This is a genomic window from Modestobacter sp. Leaf380, from assembly GCF_001424485.1.
GTDB lineage: Bacteria > Actinomycetota > Actinomycetes > Mycobacteriales > Geodermatophilaceae > Klenkia.
In genome coordinates this window covers 83,188-97,083 of the sequence record NZ_LMQC01000001.1, presented here as the reverse complement: position 1 = coordinate 97,083, position 13,896 = coordinate 83,188, and the positions used below count along the sequence as shown (strand labels likewise).

At 76.1% G+C, this 13,896-nt stretch carries 16 protein-coding genes; 11 read left to right on the top strand and 5 right to left on the bottom strand.

Annotation, left to right across the window (positions count from 1 at the left end; all coding sequences use genetic code 11):
* Positions 1 to 80 precede the first annotated feature (80 nt).
* The 5 genes from ASG41_RS00485 to ASG41_RS00465 are packed head-to-tail and all read left to right on the top strand — an operon-like array spanning position 81 to position 4,789.
* On the top strand, positions 81 to 890 hold the full coding sequence (locus ASG41_RS00485; protein WP_056288215.1) for a 1-acyl-sn-glycerol-3-phosphate acyltransferase: 810 nt from the start codon (positions 81 to 83) through the stop codon (positions 888 to 890).
* On the top strand, positions 887 to 1,882 hold the full coding sequence (locus ASG41_RS00480) for an NAD(P)H-dependent glycerol-3-phosphate dehydrogenase (protein WP_056288211.1): 996 nt from the start codon (positions 887 to 889) through the stop codon (positions 1,880 to 1,882). The genes ASG41_RS00485 and ASG41_RS00480 overlap by 4 nt, the downstream gene beginning before the upstream one ends.
* On the top strand, positions 1,879 to 3,015 hold the full coding sequence (locus tag ASG41_RS00475; protein ID WP_056288207.1) for a cystathionine gamma-lyase: 1,137 nt from the start codon (positions 1,879 to 1,881) through the stop codon (positions 3,013 to 3,015). Before ASG41_RS00480 ends, ASG41_RS00475 begins: the two co-directional genes overlap by 4 nt.
* Positions 3,016 to 3,041: 26 nt before the next feature.
* Positions 3,042 to 4,148 carry a D-alanine--D-alanine ligase family protein gene (locus tag ASG41_RS00470; protein ID WP_056288204.1) on the top strand — a complete coding sequence of 369 codons (1,107 nt, stop codon included), beginning with the start codon at positions 3,042 to 3,044 and terminating at the stop codon, positions 4,146 to 4,148.
* On the top strand, positions 4,145 to 4,789 hold the full coding sequence (locus tag ASG41_RS00465; protein ID WP_056288201.1) for a hypothetical protein: 645 nt from the start codon (positions 4,145 to 4,147) through the stop codon (positions 4,787 to 4,789). Before ASG41_RS00470 ends, ASG41_RS00465 begins: the two co-directional genes overlap by 4 nt.
* 16 nt (positions 4,790 to 4,805) lie before the next feature.
* Here the strand turns inward: ASG41_RS00465 and ASG41_RS00460 are convergent, their stop codons facing one another.
* From ASG41_RS00460 to ASG41_RS00450, 3 genes are all read right to left on the bottom strand, one after another.
* Positions 4,806 to 5,180 (bottom strand): YchJ family protein, encoded by a 375-nt coding sequence (locus tag ASG41_RS00460; protein WP_056288197.1) that lies wholly within the window; start codon positions 5,178 to 5,180, stop codon positions 4,806 to 4,808.
* Positions 5,177 to 5,674, bottom strand: a complete 498-nt coding sequence (locus tag ASG41_RS00455) for a DUF3515 domain-containing protein (protein ID WP_235564274.1) — start codon at positions 5,672 to 5,674, stop codon at positions 5,177 to 5,179. The genes ASG41_RS00460 and ASG41_RS00455 overlap by 4 nt, the downstream gene beginning before the upstream one ends.
* A gap of 166 nt (positions 5,675 to 5,840) precedes the next feature.
* Complete coding sequence (locus ASG41_RS00450) at positions 5,841 to 6,074, bottom strand: Lrp/AsnC family transcriptional regulator (RefSeq protein WP_056288192.1); 234 nt, start codon at positions 6,072 to 6,074, stop codon at positions 5,841 to 5,843.
* Between the two features lie 140 nt (positions 6,075 to 6,214).
* Between ASG41_RS00450 and ASG41_RS00445 the strand changes: the two genes are divergently transcribed.
* Genes ASG41_RS00445 through ASG41_RS00435 form a run of 3 tightly spaced genes read left to right on the top strand, consistent with a single transcriptional unit; the run spans position 6,215 to position 8,371 of the window.
* Positions 6,215 to 7,216, top strand: coding sequence for a thiamine-phosphate kinase (locus ASG41_RS00445; RefSeq protein WP_235564268.1), 1,002 nt, complete (start codon positions 6,215 to 6,217; stop codon positions 7,214 to 7,216).
* On the top strand, positions 7,200 to 7,748 hold the full coding sequence (locus ASG41_RS00440) for a GNAT family N-acetyltransferase (RefSeq protein WP_056288185.1): 549 nt from the start codon (positions 7,200 to 7,202) through the stop codon (positions 7,746 to 7,748). Before ASG41_RS00445 ends, ASG41_RS00440 begins: the two co-directional genes overlap by 17 nt.
* Positions 7,748 to 8,371 carry an AAA family ATPase gene (locus ASG41_RS00435; RefSeq protein ID WP_056288183.1) on the top strand — a complete coding sequence of 208 codons (624 nt, stop codon included), beginning with the start codon at positions 7,748 to 7,750 and terminating at the stop codon, positions 8,369 to 8,371. Before ASG41_RS00440 ends, ASG41_RS00435 begins: the two co-directional genes overlap by 1 nt.
* A gap of 26 nt (positions 8,372 to 8,397) precedes the next feature.
* Here ASG41_RS00435 and ASG41_RS00430 read toward each other — a convergent pair whose 3' ends face one another.
* Positions 8,398 to 9,003 carry a TetR/AcrR family transcriptional regulator gene (locus ASG41_RS00430; RefSeq protein WP_056288180.1) on the bottom strand — a complete coding sequence of 202 codons (606 nt, stop codon included), beginning with the start codon at positions 9,001 to 9,003 and terminating at the stop codon, positions 8,398 to 8,400.
* A 147-nt stretch (positions 9,004 to 9,150) separates the two neighbouring features.
* The gene (gene rpmB, locus ASG41_RS00425; protein WP_056288178.1) at positions 9,151 to 9,342 is read right to left on the bottom strand and encodes a 50S ribosomal protein L28; all 192 of its coding nucleotides are present in this window, start codon (positions 9,340 to 9,342) and stop codon (positions 9,151 to 9,153) included.
* A gap of 164 nt (positions 9,343 to 9,506) precedes the next feature.
* Here rpmB and ASG41_RS00420 point away from each other — a divergent pair, with 164 nt between their 5' ends.
* Genes ASG41_RS00420 through rsmD form a run of 3 tightly spaced genes read left to right on the top strand, consistent with a single transcriptional unit; the run spans position 9,507 to position 13,889 of the window.
* Positions 9,507 to 11,132 carry a DAK2 domain-containing protein gene (locus tag ASG41_RS00420; protein ID WP_056288173.1) on the top strand — a complete coding sequence of 542 codons (1,626 nt, stop codon included), beginning with the start codon at positions 9,507 to 9,509 and terminating at the stop codon, positions 11,130 to 11,132.
* Between the two features lies 1 nt (position 11,133).
* Positions 11,134 to 13,338, top strand: a complete 2,205-nt coding sequence (gene recG / locus ASG41_RS00415; RefSeq protein ID WP_082556431.1) for an ATP-dependent DNA helicase RecG — start codon at positions 11,134 to 11,136, stop codon at positions 13,336 to 13,338.
* On the top strand, positions 13,335 to 13,889 hold the full coding sequence (gene rsmD, locus ASG41_RS00410) for a 16S rRNA (guanine(966)-N(2))-methyltransferase RsmD (protein ID WP_056288168.1): 555 nt from the start codon (positions 13,335 to 13,337) through the stop codon (positions 13,887 to 13,889). Before recG ends, rsmD begins: the two co-directional genes overlap by 4 nt.
* The last annotated feature ends 7 nt before the right edge of the window (positions 13,890 to 13,896 follow it).

Here is a 13,896-nt window from a genome sequence, read left to right as displayed (position 1 = left end):
TCGGGTCGTGGCGTCCCCGTCGCGCAGCGGGGGACGGGCCGGTCCGCGGGACCCCGGGGGTGGCGGTCCACACTGGACGGGTGAGTCCCGACGTCGTCCGCAGCCCCGGGGAGCAGTGGCCCCGACGGCGGTGGCGCCCCCGCCCCCGGCTGAACTGGGCCCTGCGGATGTCACTGGCCGTGGTCTGGCCGGTCTCCGCGCTGGTCTACGACCTCCGGCTGCGGCACGCCGACCGCATCCCGGCCCGGGGCGGGGTGCTGCTGGTGGCCAACCACGTCTCGGTGCTGGACCCGCTGGCCTGCGCCATGCTGGTCTACGACGCCGGCCGGGTGCCGCGGTTCCTGGCCAAGGACTCGGTCTTCACCGGCCTGGCCGGCACCATCCTGCGGGCCGCCGGCCAGATCCCGGTCCACCGCGGGACCGTCGCCGCCCAGTCCTCGATGGGCGCCGCCGAGCGCGCGCTGGCAGCCGGGGAGGTCGTGGTCATCTACCCCGAGGGCTCGGTCACCCGCGACCCCGACTGGTGGCCCATGCAGCCCCGCACGGGGGTGGCCCGGCTGGCGCTGGCCACCGACGCCGTCGTCGTGCCGCTGGCCCAGTGGGGGCCGCAGCGGGTGCACGACTACCACGCCAAGCAGTTCCACCCGCGGCTGCGGACCCGGGCCGAGTACCTGGTCGGGGAGCCCGTGGACCTGGCGGACCTCCGGGCCCGGGTCCAGGAGGGCCGCCCGGTCACCACCGAGCTGCTGCGCGAGACCACCGACCGGTTGATGGGCCGGGTCCGGGACCAGCTGGGCGAGATCCGCGGGGAGACCCCGCCCGTCGCGGTGCACCCGCGGCCCGCCCGTCGCACCCCGGGCGACCTGCCCGGCGCGGCCGGTGTCGCGTGACCCGCGCCGCCGTGCTGAGCGCGGGCAGCTGGGGCACCACCTTCGCCAAGGTGCTCGCCGACGCCGGGTCCGACGTGACGCTGTACGCCCGCCGTCCCGAGCTCGCCGCGGCGATCACCGCCGACCGGGAGAACGCCGACTACCTCCCCGGCGTCCGGCTGCCCGACCGGGTGCGGGCCACCGCCGACCCGGCCGAGGCGCTGCAGGGGGCCGACGTCGTCGTGCTGAGCATCCCGTCGCAGACGCTGCGGGAGAACCTCACCGCCTGGACGCCGCTGCTGCCGCCCGACGCCACGCTGCTGTCGCTGATGAAGGGCATCGAGCTGGGCAGCACCCGGCGGATGAGCGAGGTGGTCTGCGAGGTCACCGGGGCGACCCCCGACCGGGTCGCGGTGCTGTCCGGGCCGAACCTGGCCCGGGAGATCGCCGAGGAGCAGCCGGCCGCCACGGTGATCGCCTGCACCGACACCGGGCGCGCCGAGCGGCTGCAGGCCGCCTGCCACACCCGCTACTTCCGGCCCTACACCAACCCCGACCTGGTGGGCTGCGAGCTGGGCGGGGCGGTGAAGAACGTCATCGCGCTGGCCGCCGGCATCGCCGAGGGCCTGGGGTTCGGTGACAACACCCGTGCCTCGCTGATCACCCGCGGACTGGCCGAGACCTCCCGGCTGGGCCTGGCACTGGGTGCGGACCCGCTGACCTTCGCCGGCCTGGCCGGCCTGGGCGACCTGGTCGCCACCTGCTCCTCGCCGCTGTCGCGCAACCGCACCTTCGGGGAGCGGCTGGGGCAGGGGATGAGCGTGGCCGAGGTCGTGGCCACCACCCGGCAGACCGCCGAGGGCGTGAAGTCCTGCCGGTCGGTGCTGGACCTGGCACGGGCCCACGGCGTGGACGTGCCGATCACCGAGGCGGTCGTGCGGGTCTGCCACGAGGGGGAGTCCCCGGTGCAGATGGTGCGCGAGATCATGAGCAGAGAGGCCAAGAGCGAGTGAGTCCCACCCCAGGCGACGGCACCCGGGTGGTGCGCGCCGGCGACGAGCCGGTCGTCCCCGGCACCCCGTTGCGTCCCTCCCCGGTGTTCGCGGCCCCCTACCACCTGGGCGAGGACCCGAAGGCCACCGACTTCTACGCCCGCCCGGGCCACCCCACCCTGCGGGTGTTCGAGCGCGCCGTCGGCGAGCTGGACGGCGGGGACTGCCTGTCCTTCGCCACCGGCATGGCCGCCATCAGCGCCGCGGTGTTCGCCGTCGTGCGGGCCGGGGACCGGCTGGTCATCCCCAGCGACGGCTACTACGCGACCCGCGCACTGGCCGTCGAGGAGCTGGCCCGCTTCGACGTCCGGGTCGAGCAGGTGCCGACCCTGGAGATCGCCGACGTCGCCGCCCGGGGCGACCTGGAGGGCGCGGCCTTCGTGCTGCTGGAGACCCCCAGCAACCCCGAGCTGGACGTCTGCGACATCGCCGCGGTGGCCCGTGCGACGCAGGCCGCCGGGGCGGTGCTGGCGGTGGACAACACCACGGCCACCCCGCTGGGCCAGCAGCCGCTGGCGCTGGGCGCGGACCTCACCGTCGGGTCGGACACCAAGGCGCTCACCGGGCACAGCGACCTGCTGATGGGCCACGTGTCCAGCGCCCCCACCGAGCGCGGCCGCGAGCTGCACACCCGGCTGCGGGCCTGGCGGGACCACACCGGCAACGGGCCCGGTGCCTTCGAGGCGTGGCTGGCGCACCGTTCGATGGGCACCCTGGACCTGCGCCTGACCCGGCAGGCGACCACCGCGGCCGCCGTCGCCGAGCTGCTCGCCGCGCACCCGGCCGCGACCGGGGTGCGCTGGCCCGGCCGCCCCGAGGACCCGTCCTACGCCCTCGCGCAGCGGCAGATGACCCGGATGAACGGCATCGTGTCGGCCACCCTCGCCGACGAGGCGGCCGTGCACGCCCTGGTGCGGGCCAGCTCGCTGTGGCTGGCGGCCACCAGCTTCGGCGGCGTGCACTCCACCGTGGACCGTCGCGCGCAGTGGGGTGGGGACGCCGTGTCGGAGGGGTTCGTGCGCTTCTCCTGCGGCATCGAGGACACCGACGACCTGGTCGCGGACCTGGCCGCCGCGTTGGACGCGATCGGGTGACGCAGGCACCAGTAGGGTCCGTCCCGATGACCGAGGAGCCACGCAAGACCAGGGTCGCCGTCGTCTTCGGCGGGCGGAGCGCGGAGCACTCGATCTCCTGCGTGTCGGCCGGCAGCGTGATGTCCGCGCTGGACCCCGACCGCTACGAGGTGGTGGCCGTGGGCATCACCCGGGACGGCGGCTGGGTGCTGCACGACGGCGGTCCGCTGGCCATCGTCGACGGCCGGCTCCCCGAGGTGACCGGCGGCCGGCCGGTCACCCTGGTCGGGGACCCCTCCGGCCGGGGTCTGGTCGAGCTGGGTGGGCAGGCGCCGCTGGTGCCCGTGGACGTCGTCTTCCCGGTCCTGCACGGCGCCTACGGCGAGGACGGCACGATCCAGGGCCTGCTGGAGATGAGCGGGCTGCCCTACGTGGGCTCCGGCGTCTTCGCCTCCGCGGCGTCGATGGACAAGGAGTTCACCAAGAAGCTGCTCAGTGCGGCCGGGATCGCCCAGGGCGACCACGTGGTGCTGCGCGACGGTCACGGGGCGCTCACCACCGACCCCGCGGCGCTGAGCCCCGCCCAGCGCGAGCGGCTCGGGCTGCCGGTCTTCGTCAAGCCCTCCCGGGCCGGGTCCAGCATCGGCATCACCAAGGTCGCCGACTGGGCCGACTTCGCCGCCGCCGTCGCCACCGCGGCCGCCGTGGACACCAAGATCGTGGTCGAGGCCTCGGTGCCCGGCCGCGAGGTCGAGTGCGGCGTGCTGGCCGCGCCCGGCGGTGGGCTGCCGCACACCAGCCTGCCTGCGGAGATCCGGCTCAAGCCGGGCGTCGACTGGTACGACTTCGACGCCAAGTACCTCGACGACGCCGTCGACTTCGACGTGCCCGCGCAGCTCACCCCGGAGCAGACCGCCGCCGTGCAGGACGTGTCGCGCCGGGCGTACCTGGCGATGGACTGCCGCGGCCTGGCCCGGGTGGACTTCTTCCTGGGCACCGACCCGGACACCGGCGCCGACGTGCTCGTGGTCAACGAGGTGAACACGATGCCGGGGTTCACCCCCATCTCGATGTTCCCGCGGATGTGGGCCGCCGCCGGCGTCGACCACCGCGAGCTGGTCGACCGGCTCGTGGCCAGCGCCCTCGCGGGGTGAGGGCCCGGCTGCTGGCCGCCGCAGCGGGGTGCGCCGCGCTGACCGCGTGCGCCACCCCGGTGGACGGGGTGCCGACCGCGGCCGCCGGCACGTCCGCGGCCGCCGGGCTGCCCTCGGACGTCGACGGCCTGGGCGCGCTGGTGCTCACCGAGGTGCCCGGCAGCACGGTCCCGGTGCCCGACGCCGAGCTGGACCCGCCGGCCGGCGCCAAGACCGTCGAGGACGTCGCCGCCTACTCCGAGGACCCCGACCGTGACGCCGAGGTGCTCGCCGACTACGGCTACCGCTGGGGCTGGGAGCGCTTCTGGCGCCCCGCGGGCGGCCTCACCACCGTCTTCGTCGACCAGTTCGACGGGGTGCCCGGTGCCGCCGCCTACGCCGCGGACCTGCGGCGCAACGACGCCTCCTACTACGGCGGCAGCCCCGACCGGGACCCCGACGGGCTGCCCGAGGGCTGCTCGCAGCTGGCGGTCCAGGACCCGCCGGAGGAGACCGGGCTCGACGGCCCGTCGGCGTTCGTCTGGTGCGCGCACGGGCCGTTCACGGTCTCGGTGGCCGTGGTGGCCCCGGACCTGACCGACGCCTCCGCCCGGGTGCAGACGGTCGTGCTGGCCCAGCTGGAGCTGCTGCCCCGCGGCTGAGGCGGCTGCCCGGCCCTCAGTCCAGGGAGACGCCGTCCCGGTAGAGCCAGCGGCCGCCGACCCGGTCGAAGCGGCTGCGCTCGTGCTGGGCGCCCCGGGTGTGGCTGGCTCGGAACTCCACGGTGCCCCCGGCGGCCAGCAGACCGCCGCCGCTGGTGGCCAGCACCTCCAGCCCGGTCCACCGGACGTCGGGGTCCAGCTCGAGGTCGGCCGGGCGGGTGTCGGGGTGCCAGGTCGCCAGCAGGTACCCGGTCTCGCCGAGGACGAAGGCGCTGTACCGGGAGCGCATCAGCTGCTCCGCGGTCCTCGCCGTGCCCGCACCGGCGTGCAGCGGACCGCAGCACTCGTCGGTGGGCAGGCCGGTGCCGCACGGGCAGCGCCGGGGGCTCACCGCGGGGTGGGCTCGGTGAAGGGGATGGCGCCCGCGATGGTCGGGCTGAGCGCGGTCGCCACCGACCCGTCCGTGCTGGAGGGGATGGTGATCTGGACGGGGACCGTGCGGTCCACCGTCGTCCAGACGTTGACCGTCGCGTCGGTGGTGTCCACGAACCAGGTCACCCCGTTGATCTGGAAGGCCTGCTGACCGCCCACGACGAAGCCGGCCGGCGGGTCCGCACCGCAGACCAGGACCTGGGCCGGGTCGCCCCAGGCGTAGGCGTAGGGGGAGTCCGAGTCGACCCGGCGTGAGGTCTCGCCCGCCACCTCCAGCGGGAGCTGGCTCATCAGCGCCGGGCAGGCGGCGTCGGTCTCGGGGGTGATCGGCGGGGTGTCCACCTCGACCGGGCTGTCGTCGCGCGGGGCGACCGGTGTGCCGGACACCTCGGCGACCGCGCCGTCGCCGTCCCCGCCGTCGTCGGAGCCAGGGCCGAAGACGTTGATCAGCACCAGCAGCGCGACGACGACCGGGACGGCGACCGCGGTCGCCAGCAGGGCGGCCCGCCGGGTGGGGTCGGGGCCCGTGGGCCGCTCGACGGGGGCGTCAGCGGGCTCCGTGTCGGGCTCGGTGTCGGGCTCGGGCCGGTCGGGCTCGTCGGTGCTCAGGAGGGGCGCCTCAGAGGTTGACGACGGGGCACGTCAGCGTGCGGGTGATCCCGTCCACCGACTGCACCCGGGCGACCACGAGGCGGCCGAGCTCGTCGACGCTGCTGGCCTCGGCCCGGACGATGACGTCGTAGGGGCCGGTCACGTCCTCGGCCTTGGTCACCCCGGAGATCCCGGCGATGGTCGAGGCGACCGCGGCTGCCTTGCCGACTTCGGTCTGGATCAAGATGTAGGCGTGGACCACGGGACGACCTTCCTCGGACTGAGCTGTCGGTGCGGGCGCCGACGCGCGGACGTGCACCCCGCCGGACGGCGGACAGACCGGCAACGTACCCCAGCGGCCGGGAGTGCCCGGTGACCCGCCCGCGGCCCCTGGTGCCCCCCGTGGACAGCGCGGACACCGTCGCCGTGGTGGGGGAGTTCGGTGTCATCGACCGGGTCACGGCCCGCGCCGGGACCGCCCGGCTGGCCGACGTCGGGCCCGGTGACGACGCCGCCGTCGTCCGGACGCCGGACTCCCGGGTCGTCGTGTGCACCGACGTGCTGGTCGAGGGCCGGCACTTCCGCCGGGACTGGTCCTCCGCCGAGGACGTCGGGCACAAGGCCGCCGCGGCGAACCTGGCCGACGTCGCCGCGATGGGGGCCGTGCCCACCGCGCTGCTGGTCGGGCTGGCCTGCCCCGCGGGCACGACAGCGAGCTGGCTGGAGGGCGTCGCCGCCGGGATGGCCGCCGAGTGTGCCCCGCACGGTGCCGCGGTCGTCGGCGGGGACACCGTGTCCAGCGCGCCGGACTCCTCCTCGGTGGTGCTGTCGGTGACCGCACTGGGCGACCTGCAGGGGCGTGCCCCGGTCACCCGCGGCGGGGCCCGGCCCGGTGACGTCGTGGCGGTCGCCGGCCGGCTGGGCTGGTCGGCCTGCGGCTGGGCGGTGCTGCGCCGGGGGTTCACCTCCCCACTGGCCGCGGTCGCCGCGCACCGCCGCCCGGAGCCGCCCTACGCGGCGGGCCCCGCTGCCGCCGACGCCGGGGCGACGTCGATGTGCGACGTGAGCGACGGCCTGCTCGCCGACGCCGGCCACCTGGCCGAGGCCAGCGGGGTGGTCCTGGAGCTGGACCGCGGGACGCTGGCCTCCTTCGTGGACCCGCTGGGCCCGCTGGCCCAGGTGGCCGCGGCACTGGGCGGGGACGCCCTGGGCTGGGTGCTCACCGGCGGTGAGGACCACGCCCTGCTCGCCACGTTCCCGGCGACGGCGGACCTGCCCACGGACTTCGTGCGCATCGGGGTGGTGTCGGAGGGGCGGGCCGGGGTGACCGTCGACGGCGTCCCGGCCGCCGACATCGCCGCCGCGCTGGGGACGGAGGGGACCGGGCATGCGCACTTCCGGTGACCTCCCCGTGGGCCCCGGGACGACCGGGCTGACGCTGCGCCCGGCCGGCCTGGAGGACCCCGTGGTCGTCGAGCTGGTCGAGGCGGTCCAGCAGGAGTACGTGGTGCGCTACGGCGGCCGGGACCAGATGGTCGTGCGGCCCGGCGACGTGCTCCCGCCCGAGGGCCTCTTCCTGGTCGCCGAGATCGACGGCCGGCCGGCCGGCTGCGGCGCCTGGCGGCGGCACGGGTACGCCGGGGCGGGGGAGGGCACGGTGGAGCGCACGGTGGAGCTCAAGCGGATGTACGTGGCGCCGTGGGCCCGCCGGCGGGGTGTCGCCGCCGCGGTGCTGGCCGAGCTGGAGCGGACGGCGGCCGCGGCCGGCCACACCCGGGTGGTGCTCAACTCCGGGGACCGGCAGCCCGAGGCGCTGGCGCTCTACGCCCGGGCCGGGTACACACCGGTACCCGGGTACGGCGTCTACGCAGGCGCCCCGGAGGCGGTCTTCCTGGGCAAGCAGCTGCCCTCGGTGCTGGGTGCGGAGGAGTCCTGATGGGCGTCGTCACGGTGTCGGCCACGTTCGGCTGCGGGGGAGCGGACATCGCCCCGGCGGTCGCCGAGCAGTTGGGCCTGCCCTTCCACGACCGGGTGATCCCGGCCCGGGTCGCCCTGCGGCTGGGGGTGCCGGTGGAGGAGGCCGAGGCCAACGACGAGAGCGTCGTGCGCGGTCTGTGGCGACTGGTGGCCTCGCTGGGCTCGATGCCCGACCCGGTGGGCGGCGTGCTGCCGGCGTCCTCGGTGCCCGACGAGCGCTCCTACCGGCTGCAGACCGACCGGGTGGTCACCGAGATCGCCGACGGCGACGGTGGCGTGGTCCTCGGGCGGGCGGCTGCACTGGTGCTCCGGGACCGGCCCGACGCGCTGCACGTCCGGCTGGACGGGCCCGAGGAGCGCCGGCTGGCTGCCGCGGTGGCGCACCTGGGCCGGCCCGAGGACGAGGTGCGCAGGGAGCTGCTGGCCGCCGACCGCACCCGGGCGGCCTACGTCCGGCACTTCCACCGGGCCGACCCGGCGGACTCCCGGCTCTACCACCTGGTGGTCGACAGCACCGCCCTGGACCACGCCACGGTCGTGGACCTGGTGGTGCGGGCGGCCCGCTCCCGGGGCATCGGCTGAGGCGGGTGCGGCGGGCCCCGCGGACCTCAGCGGGGTGCGAGCAGCGGGATGGCCACCAGGTCCACGACGTCCTGGGCGAGCTGGTCGTCCAACGGCTGCCCGGTCACCAGCCAGCGGGTCATCAGCACGGCGGGGCCCGCCTCGCCGGCGACCGTCCCCAGCCGGGCCGGGTCCAGCTCCCCCCGGACCACGGCCGCGGTGAAGACGTCGCCGAAGGCCTGCGACCAGACCCCGAGCGGTCCCGCCCGGAAGGCCTCGGCGAGGTCGGGCTCGTGCGGCAGCACGCCCAGCACCGCCCGGGACGCGGTGCCCAGCGGCCCCTGCAGGGCGGTCGTCATCGACCGGTAGAGCACCAGCAGGTCCCCACGCAGGGTCCCGGTGTCCGGCGGGTCGATCTGGCCGCGGTTCAGCTCGGTGATGGTCTCGGCGACCATCTGGACCCGGGAGGACCAGCGGCGGTAGATGCTGGCCTTGCCGACCTTCGCGCGCGCTGCGACGCCGTCCATCGAGACGCCGTCCCAGCCGCGTTCGGTCAACAAGTCCAGCACGGCGGCCTTCACGGCCTCGTCGACGGCGGGGTCGCGACGGCGGCCCGGGCGCACGGCGGTCTCGTTCTCACGGCGGTACTGCACCGTCGCACCTTAGGGCGGTCCCGTCGCGACGACCTGTCGGGACCCGGAACTCGGCCGGGACGCCCGCCCGGAGGAGGGGCCCGGGACGCGACCGACCCCGGTCACCTGGGGTGACCGGGGTCGGTGTGGAGCAGGGGTTGGGGCGGTTCAGCCGCGGACGACCTTGCCGGCCCGGATGCAGCTCGTGCAGGCGTTGATGCGACGGCGGGTGCCGGCACCGACGATGGCCTTCACGGCCTGGATGTTCGGGTTCCAACGGCGCGGCGTCCGCCGGTGCGAGTGCGACACCGACATGCCGAAACCGGGCCCCTTGCCACACACATCGCACACGGCAGCCACGGGTCGATCACTCCTAGGAGAAGACGTTCAGAAGAAGAGCGGGGACACGATCTGAGAGCCAGACGTGGTCCACCCGCACAGATTGCTCAGGCCACTGTAGCCCGTCCCCCGGGCGGGCGTCCGCCGGGGCCGGGGTGTCGGTGCCCACCCGTATCCTCCGGCACGTGCTCACGGCGCTGGACGAGGCCGCGGTCGGCCGGTGGAGCCGCGCCGCCGTGGTGTCGTTGCGCGCTGCCCGCGGCCGGATCGACGAGTTGAACGTCTTCCCGGTCCCCGACGGCGACACCGGCACCAACCTGCTGCTCACCGCCGAGTCCGGGGCGGCCGCGCTGGCCGACGGGACCGACGGGGAGTCCGTCTGGTCGGTGCTGGCCCGCGGCGCGGTCCTCGGCGCCCGGGGCAACTCCGGGGCGATCCTGGCCCAGCTGCTGCGCGGGCTGGCCGACGCCCTCGCCGGGCGGGGCCCGGTCGACGGCGTCGCCCTGGCCGCGGCGCTGCGGTCCGCGGCCGGCACCGCCTACGAGGCCGTGGCCGACCCGGCCGAGGGCACCTTCCTCACCGTGGCCCGGACCGGCGGCGAGGCCGCGGTCGCCGCGGTCGAGGCCGGCACCACCGCACTGGCCGACGTCGTCCGGGCCGCCGCCGACGGGGCCCGCCGCGCGCTGCACGGCACCACCGCCCAGCTGGCCGCCCTGCGCGAGGCCGGTGTCGTGGACGCCGGGGGTGCGGGCTGGTGCGTCGTGCTCGACGCCCTGGTCACCACCGTCACCGGCGTCGAGCCCGACCGTGCCCCCCTGGCCACCCGTCGCGACGTCCCGCGTGCCGGGGCCCACGACGGGCACGCCCACGCGGTGCACCAGCCGCACGAGGGCCCCGGCAGCGAGGTCCAGTTCCTGCTGGCCGACTCCTCCGAGACGGCCGTCGACCGGCTGCGGACCGAGCTGTCCTGGCTGGGCGACTGCCTGGTCGTCGTCGGCGTGGACACCCCGACCGGCCGGGAGTGGAACGTGCACGTGCACGTCTCCGACGTCGGCGCCGCCCTCGAGGCCGGCATCCGGGCCGGCCGCCCGCACCGCATCGCGGTCACCCCGCTGGCGCCGGTGCGGATGGAGGCACCGGTCGCCGGGGCCCGCGCCGTCGTGGCCCTGGTCCCGGCCGGGGAGGCCGCCGAGGGCCTGTCGACGCTCCTCGCCGGGGAGGGCGTGCGGGTGCTGACCGTCCCGGCCGGGGACGGCCCGGCCGCGGTGGAGTCCGCCGTGCTGGACGCCGTGCTGGCCACCGGGGCCGCCGACGTCGTCGTGCTGCCCAACGCCCGGGAGCTCACCGCCCCGGTCTCCCGGGCCGCGGCCCGCGCCCGCGAGGAGGGCCGCGAGGTCGCCGTCGTGCCCACCCGGTCCCCGTTGCAGGGGCTGTCCGCGGTCGCCGTCGCCGACCCGCACCGTCGCTTCGCCGACGACGTCATCGGGATGACCGAGGCCGCCGCGGCGACCCGCTGGGCCGAGGTCACCGTCGCCGAGACCGAGGCACTGACCCTGGCCGGGCGGTGCCACCCCGGCGACGCGCTGGGCGTCGTCGAGGGCGAGGTGGTGGTGGTCGGGCCGGCGCTGCTCACGGTGGCCTGCGAGCTGCTGGACCGGCTGCTGTCCACCGGCGGGGAGCTGGTCACCCTGGTCGGTGGCCGGCTCGGGGACGCCGTCGCCGCGCACCTGGCCGCCGAGCACCCCACCGTGGAGGTCACCCGGCACCCCGCCGGTCCCGGTGCCCGGCCGCTGCTGATCGGGGTGGAGTGACGTGCTTACCCTGGACACCCCGCTGGCCCGCGTCGTGGGGGACAAGACCGCCAAGGCGATGGCCGAGCAGCTGTCCCTGCGCACCGTGCGCGACCTGGTCCGGCACTACCCGGCCCGGTACGCCCGGCGCGGGGACATGACGAAGCTGACCGACCTGCAGGTGGGGGACCGGGTCACCGTGCTCGGCCAGGTGAAGACGTCGAGCACGCGGCAGATGAAGCAGAAGCGGGGCTCGATCACCGAGGTCACCGTGGGGGACGGCGCGGGCTCCATGCGGCTGGTCTTCTTCAACCACAAGCACGCCCACCTCGGGGTCGGCACCTGGGGCCTGTTCGCCGGCACCGTCTCGATGTGGAACGGCAACCTGCAGTTCAGCCACCCGGACTGCCAGGTCCTCGACAGCCCCGACCCGCACACCGACGCCGAGCGCTGGGCCACCGAGCTGCTGCCGATCTACCCGGCCAGCAGGACGGTCTCCAGCTGGGTGCTGCAGAAGTCGCTGCAGCTGGTCTTCGACGACCGGGCCACCCTGGAGGGCCTGCTCGAGGACGACCCGCTGCCGGCCGAGCTGCGCCGCCGGTACGACCTGGTGCCGCTGGCCCAGGCGATCTGGGACAAGCACCACCCCGAGACCGACGAGGCCGTCGAGCGCGCCGACGCCCGGCTCAAGTGGGACGAGGCGCTCGTCCTGCAGGTGACCCTGGGTGCCCGCCGGATCGCCGCCACCCGGGAGCCCGGCATCGCCCGCCCGCTGCGCAGCGGTGGCCTGGTCGACGCCGTCGACGCCGCGCTGCCCTTCTCCCTGACCGACGGCCAGCGCGAGGTCGGGGACGCCCTGGCCGCCGAGATCGGCCGGGAGCAGCCCATGCACCGGCTGCTGCAGGGCGAGGTCGGCTCGGGCAAGACCGTCGTCGCGCTGCGGGCGATGGCCCAGGTCGTCGACGCCGGGGGACAGGCTGCGTTGCTGGCCCCCACCGAGGTGCTCGCCGCCCAGCACGCCCGTGGCATCGGTGCCCTGCTCGGTCCGCTGGGCAAGGCCGGCGAGCTCGACGGTGACCCCGCCGGCACCCGGGTCACCCTGCTCACCGGCTCGCAGAAGGCCGCCGTGCGGCGGGCCGGGCGGGCCGAGGTCGCGGACGGCCGGGCCGGCATCGTCATCGGCACCCACGCGCTGCTGCAGGAGGGCGTCGACTTCGCCGACCTGGGGCTCGTCGTCGTCGACGAGCAGCACCGCTTCGGGGTCGAGCAGCGCGACGCGCTGCGGGCCAAGGGCAACCGCCCCCCGCACGTGCTGGTGATGACCGCGACGCCGATCCCGCGGACGGTCGCGATGACCGTCTACGGCGACCTGGAGACCCTCACCCTGCGCCAGCTCCCGGCCGGGCGTGGCGGGGTGTCCAGCTCCGTCGTGCCGGTCAAGGAGAAGCCGACCTGGCTGGACCGGGCCTGGCAGCGGGTCCGTGAGGAGGTCGCCGCCGGTCGTCAGGCCTACGTGGTGTGCCCCCGGATCGGGGAGGACCCGACCGACGACGCCGGTGCCGACGCCGAGCTCGACGACGAGGGCGCCCCGCCCGACGACGGGTCGGCCAAGCGCGCCCCGCTGGCCGTGCTGGACGTCGCCGAGCAGCTGCGGGCCGGGCCGCTGGCCGGGCTCCGGCTCGAGGTGCTGCACGGGAAGATGACCCCGGAGGACAAGGAGGCCCGGATGCGGGCCTTCGCCGCCCGGGAGGTCGACGTGTTGGTGGCCACCACGGTGGTCGAGGTGGGCGTCGACGTCCCCAACGCGACGGTGATGGTGGTCATGGACGCCGACCGGTTCGGGGTCAGCCAGCTGCACCAGCTGCGCGGCCGGGTCGCCCGGGGCGCGCACGCCGGGCTCTGCCTGCTCGTCACCGAGGCGCCCACCAGCTCACCGACCGGCACCCGGCTCGCCCAGGTGGCGGCCACCACCGACGGCTTCGAGCTGGCCCGGCTGGACCTGGAGACCCGACGGGAGGGCGACGTGCTGGGCAAGGCCCAGTCGGGGTCCCGGTCGACCGTCCGGTTGCTGTCCCTGCTGCGCGACGAGGAGCTGATCAGCACCGCCCGGGCCGAGGCGTCGGCGATCCTGGCCGCCGACCCCGACCTGTCCGACCACCCCGAGCTCGCGGCCGCCGTCCAGGCGCTCACCGCCGACGACCGCGCCGACTGGCTGGAGCGCACATGACCAGGGTCATCTCCGGGACCGCCCGGGGCCGGCAGCTCACCGTCCCGCGCACCGGCGTCCGGCCCACCGGCGACCGGGCCCGCGAGGGGCTGTTCAACTCGCTGACCTCGCTGCTGGACGTCGAGGGCGCCCGGGTGCTCGACCTGTACGCCGGGTCCGGCGCGATCGGCATCGAGGCGCTGTCCCGCGGCGCGGCCGAGGCGGTCTTCGTGGAGCAGGGGATGGGCGCGGTCCGGGTGATCGAGGCCAACCTGGCCACCACCCGGCTGCGCGGCGGCCGGGTGGTGGTCGGCTCGGTGCCCACCGTCGTGGCCGGTCCGGCGCCGGAGGCCTTCGACCTGGTCGTCGCGGACCCGCCCTACGCGGTGGAGACCGGCACCGTGCTGGGCGTCCTGGGCTCGCTGGCCGAGCGCGGCTGGCTGGCCCCCGACGCCGTCGTGGTGGTGGAGCGTTCCTCGCGGGACGAGCTGTGGGAGTGGCCGACACCGCTGGTCGGTCTGCGCGATCGGCGCTACGGCGAGGCCCTGCTCCGGTACGGTCGCGCTCCGTGAGGGCAGC